The organism is Phycicoccus sp. Soil802 (assembly GCF_001429605.1).
In the GTDB taxonomy this organism is placed as follows: domain Bacteria; phylum Actinomycetota; class Actinomycetes; order Actinomycetales; family Dermatophilaceae; genus Pedococcus.
The window spans coordinates 158,466-171,810 of the sequence record NZ_LMSS01000003.1; the positions used below are offsets into that span (position 1 = coordinate 158,466).

Here is a 13,345-nt window from a genome sequence, read left to right on the forward strand (position 1 = left end):
GCGTCATGAGCACTGCCCTCGTCACCGGAGCCACGGCCGGCATCGGCCTGTCCTTCGCCCACCTCCTCGCGGAGCGCGGGCACGACGTGGTGCTCGTCGCCCGTGACCGGCCACGGCTGGAGAACGTCTCGGACGAGCTGCAGGCGAAGTACGGCGTCGCCACCGAGATCCTCGTGGCCGACCTGTCCGACCGGGCCGAGACCGGCAAGGTCGCCGAGCGGGTCGCCGACCGGGCCAGGCCCGTCGACCTCCTCGTGAACAACGCCGGCTACTCCCTCAAGGGGTCGTTCCTGCGCCACGACGTGACCCAGGAGGAGGCCAACTTCGACGTCCTCTGCCGGGCGGTCCTCGTGTTGTCCCACGCCGCCGGCAACGCCATGCGTGAGCGGGGCCACGGAGCCATCGTCAACGTCTCGTCGGTCGCGTCGTTCATCACCTCGGGCACCTACTCGGCCAACAAGTCCTACGTCACCGTCTTCACCGAGGGGCTGGCCGCCGAGCTGAAGGGCAGCGGGGTCACGGCGACCGTGCTCTGCCCCGGCTTCACCCACACCGAGTTCCACCAGCGCGCCGACGTCGACATGTCGAGCATCCCCGACTTCCTGTGGCTCGACGCCGACCGGCTGGTGCGTGACTGCCTCGACGACGTCGCCAAGGGCCGCGTCGTCTCCGTGCCGTCGCCCCAGTACAAGGCGATCGTGGCGGCGTTGCGCGTCGTGCCCCGCTCGCTCGTCCGGCGTCGCGCCGGCAGCGTCCACCGCCCCGGGAAGTGACTCGTGTGCCGCGTGGCCCAGCCACGCGGCACACCTCACGAGCTCAGTGGCGACCGCTCGCGTAGTGCCGGGCCAGCAGGTCGCCGCCCCAGTCGTCGGTGAGGTCCCGCCACACGCTGTGGATGTGGTTGGCGCCGTCCTGCGTGTTGTCGTACTCGAGCAGGAACGTCGGGCCGAGCACCGAGTAGTAGTGCCCCTCGCCGGGACTCGTCCCACCGGCCCACGCGAAGCGGATCGCGTCGAGCCCGGCACGGTCGGCTGCCGCCCACGCCGCGGCCGCCGCGTCCTCGGGGGTGCGGTCGAAGTAGTGCCGCACCAGGCGGTGCAGCCGCTCCTGCTGCGCGGGGGCCAGGTCGCCGTGGCTGATCCCGGCGCCGATGCGGGTCGGGTCGGCCACCGGGTCGTGGCGGGTCAGCACGTCGGCGGGTGCGGTGGCCGAGGTGATGGCTTCCCTCCGCTGTGGCTCGTCGAGCGAGGCGAGCAGCTCGCGGGCCAGGTCCTCCTCTGCGGTCAGCACCCGCAGCCCCTCGTGCGGACCGGTGGGCACCCGCGCGGGTTCGGACCCGAAGAAGCTCGGTGTCACGGTGAGCTCGCCACCGGCGACCGTGACGTGGACGGCCAGGTGGTGGCCGTTGACCCGCCAGGCCCACACGCCGGTCGACGGGTCGCCGAACACCCGGAACCAGAACCGGTCGTCGCCCGGCCGGGGATCCCCACCACCCAGCTGCCTGCGGATCAGGTCGAGCTCGATGACGGCCCGCGCGGTCCGGGCGCCGACGGCGCTGCACCCGGTGTCGAGCAGGGTCAGGGCTGCGTCCCGCTGCGTGCCGGTGAGCTCGCCGAGCACCAGGCCCGCACGGGGGCCGGGCAGGTAGGACCACTCGCGGAAGGCCGGGTCGCCGAGGTCGGCGGCGAGCGCCTCCCGCTGCTCGGGCCCGAGCGAGTCGACGAGGCCGGCGGCGGCGTCTGCCATGCGGCTGGTGAGCTGCGGCGAGGTCGTGGCCATGTCCTTCACCCTAGGCAGCCGGGGCGACCTCGCAAGGTGTGCAAGGGGCGTCGCCCCGGAGCCTCGGTATGCCGCGTGGCCGGCCACGCGGCATACCGCACCGCCTGCTCGGTAGGCTCACGAACCGTGACCGACACCTCCGCCGCCCGCGCCCGCCTGCTCGACATCATCAAGGAGAAGGCCATCGTGCACGGCCGGGTGACGCTGTCGTCCGGCAAGGAAGCCGACTACTACGTCGACCTGCGCCGCATCACCCTCGACGGCGAGGCGTCGCCCCTCGTCGGGATCGTCATGCGGGACCTCATCGCCGACCTGGACTACGACGCCGTGGGCGGGCTGACCCTGGGTGCCGACCCGGTCGCCACCGCGATCCTGCATGCCAGCGCGGCCGCGGGCGATCGCAAGGACGCGTTCGTCGTGCGCAAGGCCGGCAAGGCGCACGGCCTCCAGCAGCGCATCGAGGGGCCGTCCATCGAGGGTCGCCGCGTGGTGGTGGTCGAGGACACGACGACCACGGGCAACTCGCCGATCGACGCGGTGGAGGCGGCTCGCGAGGCGGGCGCCGAGGTCGTGGCCATCGCGACCATCGCCGACCGGGCGACCGGTGCGGGTGAGCGCTTCGCGGACGCGGGGATCGAGTACCGCTTCGTCTACGGCCTCGACGAACTCGGTCTGGCCTAGGCTGCACTGCAGAACGAGACCGCCGCACAAGACAAGGGGTTCGCTCATGTGGGTCTGGATCATCATCGCCGTCGTGCTCGTCCTGGTCGTGCTGTGGGCGGTCGGCGTCTACAACGGGCTGATCAAGCTGCGCAACCTCGTGCAGGAGGCCTGGCGCCAGATCGACGTCGAGCTCAAGCGGCGCCACGACCTGATCGGCAACCTCGTCGAGACGGTCAAGGGCTACGCCGCCCACGAGCGCGGCACCCTCGAGGACGTCATGAAGGCGCGGTCGGCCGCGATGGCGGGTGGCCAGAGCCCTGCCCAGCAGGCGCAGTCCGAGGGCCTGCTGAGCCAGGCGCTCGGCCGCCTCATCGCCGTCGCCGAGGCGTACCCCGACCTCAAGGCCAACCAGAACTTCCTGGCCCTCCAGCAGGAGCTCACCTCCACCGAGGACCGGATCGCCTCGGCCCGGCGCTACTACAACGCCAACGTGCGCGAGCTCAACACCAAGGTCGAGACCGTGCCGTCCAACATCGTCGCGGGCCTGTTCAACATCGGCCGGGCGGAGTACTTCGAGGTCGAGGGTGAGGAGCGCGACCCGGTCAAGGTCGACTTCGGCCAGCGTGACGCGACCATCCCACCGCCCAGCGGGTATGCCGGGGGCACGCCGGCCGGCGCCCCCGCGACCCCGCCCGCTGCGGTCGAGCCCACGCCCACGCCTCCCGCCGAGACGCCTCCCCCCACCCAGCCCTGACCCAGTCACAGCTTTATCGGGTCTGGCAAGAACGTTGACCCTCGCACCGGTTCATAACCCGTGTGAAGGTCAACGTTGTCCCTAGACCCGATAAAGATGGGGCGGCGGGGGTGGGTCAACCGGATGGTGGACGGCGGGTCAACCGCGCGGGGCTGACGCGATCGCCCCGAGTGCGGGCAGGCTGGAGCCATGTCAGCACCCCAGGCTCCGATCCGCGTCACCGACCTGCGCAAGACCTATGGCGACCGCGCCGCGGTCGACGGCATCGACCTGCAGATCGAGCGCGGAGAGGTGTTCGCCCTCCTCGGCCCCAACGGCGCGGGCAAGACCACGACCGTCGAGATCCTCGAGGGCTTCCGCAAGCGGGACGGTGGCACCGTCTCGGTGCTCGGCGAGGACCCGCAGACGGCCGGGCTGGCTTGGCGCAACCGCCTCGGCATCGTGCTCCAGTCCACGACGGGGCTCGACCTCATCACCCCGCGCGAGGCCCTCGCCAGCACCGCGAAGGTCTACCGAACCCCCCGCGACGTCGACGAGGTGCTCGCCGCCGTCGGGCTCACCGACAAGGCCGGTGACCGGATCGGCAAGCTCAGCGGTGGCCAGCGCCGCCGCCTCGACGTGGGACTGGGCATCATCGGCACCCCCGAGCTGCTCTTCCTCGACGAACCCACCACCGGGTTCGACCCCCAGGCCCGCCGCGACTTCTGGGAGCTGATCGGGTCACTCGCGGACGGCGGGACCACGATCCTGCTGACCACCCACTACCTCGACGAGGCCGAGCAGCTGGCCGACCGGGTCGGCGTCATCGCCGCCGGTCGCATGCTCGCCGTCGACACCCCGGCCAACCTCGGTGGCCGGTCGTCCTCGCTGGCAACGGTGACCTGGGAGGACGCGGTGGGCACGCGGCATACCGAGCAGACGAGCACGCCGACCCAGCTCGTCTCCCGCCTCGGCGCGGAGCTCGGCGAGGTGCCGAAGCTGACCGTGACCCGGCCGTCGCTGGAGGACACCTACCTCTCCCTGATCGCACCGCACCTCGCCGCCGCCGGCAGCGAGCCCGAGCTGGAGGTCGTCGCGTGAACGCCGTCGCCATCGGCTGGGACCGCACGGTCCTCGAGCTGAAGATGTACTTCCGCGAGAAGGAGGCCGTGTTCTTCTCCTTCGTCTTCCCGATCCTCATGCTCAGCATGTTCTCGGTGATCTTCGGTGACAGCTTCGGCGACGGCGACGCCGAGGCCGCCGGGGTGAACGCAGCCCGGTTCTTCCTCCCGGGGATGGTCGCGGCCGGGGTGATGCTGACCAGCTTCCAGTCGATGGCCCTGAGCGTCGCGATCGAGCGGGACGACGGCACCCTCAAACGCCTGCGGTCGACCCCGATGCCGCCGGTCGCCTACTTCCTCGGCAAGGTCGGGCTCGTGGCCAGCACGAGCCTCGCGCAGTTCGCCCTCCTCATCGCCGTCGCGAAGCTCGGGTTCGGGGTGCAGCTGCCCGGCGACGCCGGGAGCTGGGCGACCTTCGTGTGGGTGTTCCTGCTGGGTGTCGCGTCGGGCACCGTGCTCGGGATCGCGTTCTCCTCACTGGCTTCCTCGTCGCGTTCGGTCGGCGCCATCGTCATCGCGCCGACCCTCATCCTGCAGTTCATCTCGGGCGTCTACTTCGCCTTCACCGACCTGCCCGAATGGCTGAAGCAGGTGGCGTCGCTCTTCCCGCTGAAGTGGATCGCCCAGGGCATGCGCTCGGTCTTCTTCCCCGACGACTGGCAGACCCAGGAGATGGCCGGCACCTGGGAGCACGGCCGCACCGCCCTGGTGCTCGCCGTCTGGCTGGTCACCGGCCTGGTCGTCTGTGCGCGGACCTTCCGCTGGACCAAGCGCGGCACGACATGATGGTCCCGTGAGCACCGACGGCATCGGGCCCGCTGACTGCGGCTCGGAGCAGGGGTCGTCCTCGGACGACCTCGACGAGATGTGGCGCGGCCAGCTTCGTTGGTGGCACGGGCTGTTCGCCGTCCTCGTCGTGACGACCATCGTGGTGATGCTGGCGGAGGACCAGCAGTACCTCGCCTGGCGGATCGGGTGCGTGGTCGCCATCGGTGCCGCGTATGCCGTGTGGGGCCGCCGCGGCATGGGCGAGCGTGACGTGCGGGCCGGCCTCACCTACCTGGCCGTCGCGTGGGGGCTGATGATCGTCCTGATGGCGTTGGACGGCACCGGCACGGCGTGGATCCTGTCCTTCGGGCTCTTCCCGCAGACCTGGGCGATCCTGCCCCGCAACAAGGCTGCCGTGACGGTGATCCTGGCCGTGGTCGGGATCGGGCTCGCGCGCCTCTGGCAGGGACCGCGCACCGGCGACGACTTCGTGGGGATCGCCATCAGCACGGTGATCATGCTGGTGCTGTCCCTCACCCTCGGCCTGTTCATCGACCGGATCATCAGCGAGGCCGACACCCGCGCCCGCACCATCGACGAGCTCAAGCGCACCCAGGACGAGCTGGCCGCTGCTGAGCGCGCCCAGGGCGTGGCGGGGGAGCGCGAGCGGATCTCCCGCGAGATCCACGACACCCTCGCCCAGGGGTTCACGTCGGTCGTGACCCTCGCCCGCGCGACCGAGCTCGCCCTCGACCGGGGGGACCTGGCGGCGGTGCGCGAGCGGCTGCACCTGATCGAGCAGACCGCCGCCGACAACCTCTCGGAGGCCCGGCTCATCGTGGCCGAGATGACACCCGGCCACCTGCAGTCCCGCACCCTGTCGGAGGCGCTGCAACGGCTGGTCGACGCGGTCTCGGCCGAGAGCGGCATGACGGGCACCCTGCGGGTGGAGGGTGAGCCGGTCGTGCTCCCTGCGAACTCCGAGGTCGTGCTGCTGCGGACCGCACAGGAGGGGCTGTCCAACGTGCGACGGCACTCCGGCGCCACGACGTTCGAGGTCGCGCTGTCCTACGAGCCGGACGGTCCCGTCGCGCTCGCGGTGTCCGACAACGGAGTCGGGTTCGCACCCGGAGCGGAGGCGCGCGGCTACGGGCTCGACGGCGCGACCGCCCGGGCGGCCGAGGTGGGTGGGCGCTTCGACGTCGACAGCGCCCCCGGCGAGGGCTCCCGGCTGAGGGTGGAGGTGCCCCGATGACGTTGCGGTTGTTGGTGGTCGACGACCACCCGGTGGTGCGGATGGGCCTGGTCGCGATGCTCTCGGAACACGCGGACTTCGAGGTCGTGGGCGAGGCCGCCGACGGCGCCGAGGCCGTGCTGCTCGCCGCGAGGCTCACCCCGGATGTCGTGCTGATGGACCTGCGGATGCCGGTGATGGACGGCCCGGAGGCGACGGCCAAGATGCTGGCCAGCCCTCCCGCGCCGGCCGTGCTGGTGCTCACGACCTACGACACCGACGCCGACATCGTCCGGGCCGTCGAGGCCGGTGCCAACGGCTACCTGCTCAAGGACGCCCCCCGAGAGACCCTGGCCGACGCAATTCGTCGCGCTGCTCGCGGCGAGACGGTGCTCGCCCCGCCGGTCGTGGCGAGGCTGGCGAGCCGGCTTCGCGCTCCCGCCACCCCGGCCCTGACCGACCGGGAGGCCCAGGTGCTCCAGTGCGTCGCCAAGGGCATGTCCAACGCCGAGGTGGGACGCGAGCTGCACATCGGCGAGGCGACCGTGAAGACCCACCTGCTCAGGGCCTTCGAGAAGCTCGGGGTGACCGACCGCACGGCGGCCGTCACCGCGGCATACAAGAGCGGGCAGATCGAGCTCTGAGCGAGCCGGCCGCCACCCCCACGGGTGAGTCGCACCGGTTTGGTCCGGTTCGTCCGGGCCACCTGCGCTAGTACCGGAAACCGGTCCCCTTCCGGGCCGGTCCACGCCACCATGGGTGGTCGACGGGGTCCCGCACGGCCCCGCAGGGTGAGAGGGGTTCGCAATGCGCAAGGTCTACCGGGTACTCGCCTTCCTCGTGGCCATCGAGGTGGCGGTGCAGGCCATGTTCATCGTCTACGGCGACGCCGGACTGGGGCTGTGGGTCGACGATGGTGGGGTCGTGGACAAGGCGACGTTCGAGGACGCGATCGAGGGTGGGGCGGCTCCCTTCCCCGAGTTCCAGGCGTTCCTCCTCCACGGGATGAACGGGATGATGGTCATCCCGGCGCTGGCGCTGCTCCTGGTCATCTCGTCCTTCTTCGCCAAGGTGCCGCGCGGGATGGCGTTCGCCTTCGGCGTCCTCGGCCTCGTGGTGCTGCAGGTGACGCTGGGCCTCTTCGGCCACGCCGTCGCCGTCCTGGGCGCACTGCACGGGCTCAACGCCCTGGCGCTGTTCTCCGTGGCTGCCTGGACCGGCATCCGCTCGCGCTCGTCGGTGATGGCGAGGCCAGCTGACAGCGAGTCCGCGCAGCGCGTTGCCGTCTGAGCCGACGGCAGGTCGGGGCAGTCGGCGAGCGCGCGTCCGCCTGGTCGCCGCGCTCGCCGCCGCCCTCGTGGTGCTGCTGCCGCTGGCATGGCTGTGGGCGGCCAGCCTGGTGCCCGCGTCCTACTCCGTGATGACCATGGGCCCCGTCGACGTCGGCGGCGCTGCCCTCGCCCACGGCCACCTGCCGGGCGCCGCTGGCGGGCGCGACGTCACGACCCTGGTCGAGCCCGACCAGGGCCCCGCAGACGTCGAGGTGACCCTGACCGCGCGCCGGCAGAAGGTGACCGTTCGCGGCGGCCCGACGCTCACGGCATACACCCTGAACGGCACCACGCCCGGGCCCACGATCCGCGCCCAGGAGGGTGACCTCGTGCAGGTCACGCTGGTCAACGAGTCGGTGCCGGACGGCACCTCCCTGCACTGGCACGGCATCGACGTGCCGAACGCCGACGACGGTGTCGCCGGCGTGACCCAGGACGCGGTCCCGATCGGCGGGCGGCACGTCTACCGGTTCCGGGCCACGCAGGTCGGCACGTACTGGTACCACTCGCACCAGGTGTCCCACGAGCAGGTCATCAAGGGTCTGCTCGGCGCCGTGGTGGTCACCCCGCGAGCGGGGATCGGCGGCGACGTCGACGTGGTCGGCCTGGCGCACCTGTATGCCGGTCGGCGGGCGGTGCAGGGACGCTCCGGTGACGTGCCGGTGGAGGTGCCCGCCGGGAAGGCCGCGCGGGTGCGGATCATCAACACCGACAACGGGATCATGCCGGTGTGGGTGAGCGGTGCGACCTTCGAGGTCGCGGCCGTCGACGGCACCGACGTCAACCGGCCCACGCCGGTCGAGGGCGCCAAGGTGGCACTCGCGGCCGGCGGGCGGGTCGACCTCAGGGTCCGGGTGCCTGCCTCCGGGGCCGCGGTCCGCGTGGAGATGGGCGGAGCCGCCCTCGTGCTCGGGCCGGCCGGGAGCGCCGCGCCCGCGACCCCTGCGACGCGCGCGCCGACCGGCGTCGTGGACCTGCTGACCTACGGCTCACCGGCACCGCTCGGGCTCGACGTGGGCCACCCCGACCGGAGGTTCACCTACAGCATCGGCCGGCGCCCGGGGTTCGTGAACGGCAAGCCAGGAGTGCACTGGACCGTCAACGGCAAGATGTTCCCGGGTGCGCCGATGTTCATGGTCGCCGAGGGTGACGTCGCGGTCATGCACATCGACAACCACTCGGGCGAGACCCACCCGATGCACCTGCACGGTCACCACGTCGTGGTGCTCGCCCGCGACGGGGTCAAGGCCACCGGCAGCCCGTGGTGGACGGACAGCCTCGAGGTGGGCAACAACCAGACCTTCGACGTGGCCTTCGTCGCCGACAACCCGGGCATCTGGCTCGACCACTGCCACAACCTGCCGCACGCCAGGGAAGGGCTGACGGCCCACCTGATGTACGAGGGTGTGACCACCCGCTTCCGGCTGGGGCGGGACACCCCCAACACCCCGGAGTAGCTGCAGCTGCGGCTGTCGCTGTCGGACCGTCAGACGCGGTCGTCGCGCAGGTCCTCCACGGCTTCGCCGGTCTCCTCGAGGATGGCCTCGGTGGCGGTGCGCCCACGACGCGCTCGGATGACCTCGACCGCCATCGGGATCACGGACACCGCCACGATCGCGAGGATGGCCACCTCGAGATGGTCCTTGAGGACCGGGAAGGCGTTGCCCAGGAAGTAGCCGAGCAGCGTGACGCCGGTCGCCCAGAGCGCCGCCCCCACACCGCTCCACACGAAGAAGTGGCGGCGGTCCATCCGACCCACCCCGGCGACGACGGTGATGAAGGTGCGCACGATCGGCACGAAACGGCCGAGCACGAGGGCCTTCGCGCCGTGCTTCTCGAAGAACGCGTGGGTCTCGTCGAAGTACTTCTTCTTGAGGAAACGGCCGTCACGCTCGTAGAGCGGAGCCCCCACGGCGCGGCCGATCTCGTAGCCGACGACATTGCCCGCGAAGGCCACCACCGTCAGGAGCAGGCAGGCCACCACGACGTTGATGTCGATCGACCCCTCCGCGATGAACAGCCCCACCGCGAACAGCAGCGAGTCGCCAGGGAGGATCGGGAAGAGCAGGCCGCACTCGATGAAGACGATGGCGGCGCTCACCCAGAAGAACTGGCTGCCGAAGCGTTCGAGCAGCCACTGGGGGTCCATCCAGTCAGGGCCGAGGGTGGGGGTCATCACGCGTCAAGGGTATGCCGTGGCGTCGGCACTGCCCGAATCCTCACCTGTGCGGACGCTGAGAGGCCCCGCCCCTCCCGGTCTTTGATGAGTCGACCACACCAGGGTGTGGTCAACCCATCAAGGACCGGGGCCTCAGCCGGCCGGCCAGCTGCGCTGGATCCGCGACCAGTCCACGATCTGGGCGAACGGGTCCGGCTGGGCGCGGCTGCGCTCGGCCGGGGCCCCGGTGGTCGGGGCGTAGTGGTCCAGCCCCGAGGTGAACACGCCCTCGCCACGGGTCAGGTGCGGGATGCGCTGCTGCACGCCGTGGACCGCGTCGGCCGGCACCTGGCCGAGGAGCACGGCCGAGCGACCGCGCAGGGTCGTCTCCAGCGGCACGGCCTGGTGCCGGTTCAGCTCGCCCAACACCGAGCTGAGCGTGTCCTCCGGCACCTCCAGCTCGAACCGGTGCACAGGCGCGCAGACCACGGTGCCGGCCCGCACCAGGGCCTCGGCCAGCACCAGCCGGCTCAGGCTGCGGAAGTCCTGGGCGGTGCTCGACATCGCCTTGTCGAACGTCGCGTGCGCGTGGCTCTGCCGCGGGTAGTACCCCGAGTGCGTCATCACGACCCGCGCGTCGGGGACGGCCCAGCCGTGCACGCCCTCCTCGAGCGTCGCCGCGATGCCCTCGCGCACGGCGGTGAAGAAGGCGGGCGGCATCGACCCGAGCTCGATCTCGAGGGCGAACTCGTGGCCCGCGCCCACCGGCAGCGGCTCGACGCGCAGCCCCACCTGCGCGAGGAACGGGTTGGGCGCCGTGCCGATGAGCTGGACGGCCGCACCGGGAGCGACGAGGCGCTCGACGCAGATGCTGGTCGTCGGCCGGAACGTCACCTCGATGCCGTACTCCTCGGCCAGCACCGCCGCGATGACCTCCTTCTGCACCTCGCCGTAGAGCGAGACGGCGATCTCCCGTCGGCCGTCGTCGCGACGCAGGTCGATGAGCGGGTCCTGGTCGGCGAGCTCGGTGAGCGCGGAGTACATCCCCACGACGTCGCTGAGCCGCACCGCGTCCACGACGGTCTCGAGGGTCGGCCGGGCGAACTGCGCCGTGCTGGTGAACTGGTCGGCCCGGCTGCACGGCCTTGGCGCTGGGCCGAACCGGTCACCGATGCGTGCCGACGACCATCCGGTCACCGCCGCGATCCGGCCGGCGGGCACCTCGTCGACACTCACCAGCCGGCCCCGGTCGAAGAGCCGCAGGCCGGTGACCTTCTCCGCCGGCCGCCCGTCGACCTCGACGCGGTCACGCAGCCGCAGCGATCCCGAGCGCACCCGGGCCAGGACGGTCCGCCGACCCTCGCCGCGGTCGACCTTGAAGACGGTGCCGCTCGGTGGGCTGGCGGTGCCGGACCCAGCCGACGGCACGGGTGCCGCCACGGGGAGCAGGGTCGTGAGCGCGTCGAGCAGCTCGGTCACGCCCGCGCCGGTGATCGCGGACCCGAACAGCACGGGGTGGGAGGTCGCGCCGCGCACCGCGCTGCGCAGCTCGCCGAGCTCGGTGGTCCCCACCTCGAACGGCAGGTATGCCGCGCCGCGGGTGCCCGCGCCGCTCACCTGCCCGAGGGCGAAGGCCTCCGGGCTGAGCCGGGTGGTCACCTCGCCGAGGACCCGGTCGGGGTCGGCTCCGGCGCGGTCGACCTTGTTGACGAAGAGGACGACGGGCAGGCCGAGACGCTGCAGGGCGCGCATCAGCACCAGGGTCTGCGCCTGCACCCCCTCGACCGCCGACACGACGAGCACCGCTGCATCGAGCACGGTCAGCGCCCGCTCCACCTCGGCGATGAAGTCGGAGTGGCCGGGGGTGTCGATCAGGTTGACGGTCGTCGCCCGCCAGTCGAAGGAGACGACGGCAGACCGGATCGTGATGCCGCGCTGACGCTCCAGCGCCATGCTGTCGGTCTGCGTGTCGCCGGCGTCGACGCTGCCGGGGTGGTCGAGCACCCCGGCCTCGAAGAGGACTCGTTCGGTCAGGCTGGTCTTGCCGGCGTCAACATGCGCGACGATCCCCAGGCAGAGGGTCTTCCTGCGTCCAGCTCGCACTGGCCTTCACATCCATTCGGTAGGTGGGTACCTGGCGGGACGTGAAAGCTGCTCGCATCGGTCGCATTCCTCTCGTGGGCACTGCTGGTGGTCGACGGTCGGACTCCTTCATGGCAACAGAGCCCGGTCTTGCGGGGCAACCGGTTTTCGCTGGGGCAGGGGCACGACGCCGAGTCCGATGACTGCCGCGACCGGCAGCAGGGGCCACACCCAGTGCACGCCGTCGCGCGAGACGATGCCCGACGCCGCCATCACGCCGAGGCCGCCGCAGACGGCCGCCGTGGCGAGGGCCGGACGCCACACGGCGGGCGCGGGGCGAAGGTCGCGGACCGGCCTCTCGAACCGGCCGAAGACCAGGACCAGCCCGGACGTCACCGTGGCGAGGACGGCGAACCACACCGGCCGCGTCGCCCACCACGACCCGCTGAGCGGGACGGCCCGGAGCCCGAAACCCCCGGCCAGCAAAGACATTCCGATGACCAGCACCATCGCCGTGAGGTGCCAGAGGTAGAGCGACATGATGCGCAGGTTCACGACGACGGCGACGGCCCACACCCGTGGTCGCTCCAGCAGGAGGGCCAGCCGTCGCTCGGCGAGCAGCACCACACCGGCCTGGACCATGCCGAGGAACGCCAGCGTGACCCGGGTCGGGTAGGAGTTGTTGAGGACCGCCCCGTCGACCCCGATCATCGAGACCGGGTAGGGGCCGGCCCAGACGAGGGTCACGAGACCGGCGAGGCCGACGCCGGCGAGCGCGACCCGCCGTCGGCGACCCGCCAACGAGCCGTCCAGCCAGGCGAACCCGAGCTGGTGCACCGTGGCCCAGACGACGAGGTAGTTGGCGAAGCCGATCCAGTGGTTGCCGCCGGCGATGCTCCACCAGTCGACCAGGCCGCCCAGGAGCAGCCCGGCACCGACGCTCCACCAGCCGAACCGCTCCCAGACAGCGAGCAGGAGCGGGGCCACCGCGACCACGACGATGTAGGCGGCGAGGAACCAGGTCGGCACCAGGGCCACCTGCGACGCGGTGCGCAGGGTCGCACCGGGCACGCCTGCGGCATACGCGATCGAGGCGATCGCCAGCCACACGAGGAGGAGCGGGAGCACGGGTGCGGCGAGGCGCTGGAGGCGGGCCCGGAGCCACGTGGCGTAGGTGTCGCGGCGCCGTCGGGCCGAGCGCCAGGACAGGCCGTTCGAGTAGCCGCCGACGATGAAGAACAGCGGCATCACCTGGAAGACCCAGGTGAGGGGGTGGCTCCACGGGGCGATGTTCAGCACGGCGTTCGGGACGAGCGTGCCGTCCTGCACCATCACCGCGGCCATCAGCCAGTGGCCGAGCACGACGGTCACGATGGCGAGCGCGCGCAGGAAGTCGACGACGCGGTTGCGGTCAGCAGGGGTGGCGGCAGCGAGGGCGCGGGGGTCCATGGGTCGAGCGTGACGGCCCGGGGCAGG

The 13,345-nt window shown here is 71.7% G+C and carries 13 protein-coding genes; 9 read left to right on the plus strand and 4 right to left on the minus strand.

Annotation, left to right across the window (positions count from 1 at the left end; all coding sequences use genetic code 11):
• Positions 1-5 precede the first annotated feature (5 nt).
• On the plus strand, positions 6-773 hold the full coding sequence (locus tag ASG91_RS07275; protein WP_056921977.1) for an SDR family oxidoreductase: 768 nt from the start codon (positions 6-8) through the stop codon (positions 771-773).
• Positions 774-816: 43 nt separating this feature from the next.
• Here the strand turns inward: ASG91_RS07275 and ASG91_RS07280 are convergent, their stop codons facing one another.
• Positions 817-1,779 carry a DUF3500 domain-containing protein gene (locus ASG91_RS07280; protein ID WP_056921978.1) on the minus strand — a complete coding sequence of 321 codons (963 nt, stop codon included), beginning with the start codon at positions 1,777-1,779 and terminating at the stop codon, positions 817-819.
• Positions 1,780-1,905: 126 nt separating this feature from the next.
• On the opposite strand from ASG91_RS07280, the gene pyrE reads away from it, so the two are divergent.
• The 8 genes from pyrE to ASG91_RS07320 all read left to right on the plus strand — a co-directional run bounded on the left by pyrE (position 1,906) and on the right by ASG91_RS07320 (position 9,086).
• Positions 1,906-2,460 (plus strand): orotate phosphoribosyltransferase, encoded by a 555-nt coding sequence (gene pyrE / locus ASG91_RS07285; RefSeq protein ID WP_056921979.1) that lies wholly within the window; start codon positions 1,906-1,908, stop codon positions 2,458-2,460.
• 46 nt (positions 2,461-2,506) lie between these two features.
• Complete coding sequence (locus ASG91_RS07290) at positions 2,507-3,196, plus strand: LemA family protein (protein ID WP_056921980.1); 690 nt, start codon at positions 2,507-2,509, stop codon at positions 3,194-3,196.
• Between the two features lie 189 nt (positions 3,197-3,385).
• Positions 3,386-4,276 carry an ABC transporter ATP-binding protein gene (locus ASG91_RS07295; protein ID WP_056921981.1) on the plus strand — a complete coding sequence of 297 codons (891 nt, stop codon included), beginning with the start codon at positions 3,386-3,388 and terminating at the stop codon, positions 4,274-4,276.
• Positions 4,273-5,082 carry an ABC transporter permease gene (locus ASG91_RS07300; protein ID WP_056921982.1) on the plus strand — a complete coding sequence of 270 codons (810 nt, stop codon included), beginning with the start codon at positions 4,273-4,275 and terminating at the stop codon, positions 5,080-5,082. Before ASG91_RS07295 ends, ASG91_RS07300 begins: the two co-directional genes overlap by 4 nt.
• Before the next feature lie 7 nt (positions 5,083-5,089).
• Positions 5,090-6,319: a sensor histidine kinase gene (locus ASG91_RS07305; protein ID WP_056921983.1), complete on the plus strand. Its 1,230-nt coding sequence runs from the start codon at positions 5,090-5,092 to the stop codon at positions 6,317-6,319.
• A complete protein-coding gene (locus ASG91_RS07310; RefSeq protein ID WP_056921984.1) occupies positions 6,316-6,942 on the plus strand; it encodes a response regulator transcription factor in 627 nt (208 codons plus the stop codon). Before ASG91_RS07305 ends, ASG91_RS07310 begins: the two co-directional genes overlap by 4 nt.
• A gap of 163 nt (positions 6,943-7,105) precedes the next feature.
• Positions 7,106-7,588 carry a hypothetical protein gene (locus ASG91_RS07315; RefSeq protein WP_056921985.1) on the plus strand — a complete coding sequence of 161 codons (483 nt, stop codon included), beginning with the start codon at positions 7,106-7,108 and terminating at the stop codon, positions 7,586-7,588.
• Entirely contained in the window at positions 7,578-9,086 is a 1,509-nt protein-coding gene (locus ASG91_RS07320) for a multicopper oxidase family protein (protein ID WP_235545465.1), read from the plus strand. Before ASG91_RS07315 ends, ASG91_RS07320 begins: the two co-directional genes overlap by 11 nt.
• A 29-nt stretch (positions 9,087-9,115) precedes the next feature.
• Here the strand turns inward: ASG91_RS07320 and ASG91_RS07325 are convergent, their stop codons facing one another.
• The 3 genes from ASG91_RS07325 to ASG91_RS07335 form a co-directional block, all read right to left on the minus strand.
• On the minus strand, positions 9,116-9,805 hold the full coding sequence (locus ASG91_RS07325; protein ID WP_056921986.1) for a DedA family protein: 690 nt from the start codon (positions 9,803-9,805) through the stop codon (positions 9,116-9,118).
• A 135-nt stretch (positions 9,806-9,940) separates the two neighbouring features.
• Positions 9,941-11,890: a translation factor GTPase family protein gene (locus ASG91_RS07330; RefSeq protein WP_056921987.1), complete on the minus strand. Its 1,950-nt coding sequence runs from the start codon at positions 11,888-11,890 to the stop codon at positions 9,941-9,943.
• A gap of 108 nt (positions 11,891-11,998) precedes the next feature.
• Positions 11,999-13,318, minus strand: coding sequence for an acyltransferase family protein (locus tag ASG91_RS07335; RefSeq protein WP_056921988.1), 1,320 nt, complete (start codon positions 13,316-13,318; stop codon positions 11,999-12,001).
• Positions 13,319-13,345 lie beyond the last annotated feature (27 nt).

Excerpts from the sequence above, each read along its gene's own strand:
- ASG91_RS07290 (WP_056921980.1), top strand. The coding sequence starts at position 2,507 with ATGTGGGTCTGGATCATCATCGCCGTCGTGCTCGTCCTGGTCGTGCTG.
- ASG91_RS07275 (WP_056921977.1), top strand. The coding sequence starts at position 6 with ATGAGCACTGCCCTCGTCACCGGAGCCACGGCCGGCATCGGCCTGTCC.
- ASG91_RS07280 (WP_056921978.1), bottom strand. The coding sequence starts at position 1,779 with ATGGCCACGACCTCGCCGCAGCTCACCAGCCGCATGGCAGACGCCGCC.
- ASG91_RS07335 (WP_056921988.1), bottom strand. The coding sequence starts at position 13,318 with ATGGACCCCCGCGCCCTCGCTGCCGCCACCCCTGCTGACCGCAACCGC.
- ASG91_RS07295 (WP_056921981.1), top strand. The coding sequence starts at position 3,386 with ATGTCAGCACCCCAGGCTCCGATCCGCGTCACCGACCTGCGCAAGACC.
- ASG91_RS07310 (WP_056921984.1), top strand. The coding sequence starts at position 6,316 with ATGACGTTGCGGTTGTTGGTGGTCGACGACCACCCGGTGGTGCGGATG.
- ASG91_RS07315 (WP_056921985.1), top strand. The coding sequence starts at position 7,106 with ATGCGCAAGGTCTACCGGGTACTCGCCTTCCTCGTGGCCATCGAGGTG.
- ASG91_RS07325 (WP_056921986.1), bottom strand. The coding sequence starts at position 9,805 with ATGACCCCCACCCTCGGCCCTGACTGGATGGACCCCCAGTGGCTGCTC.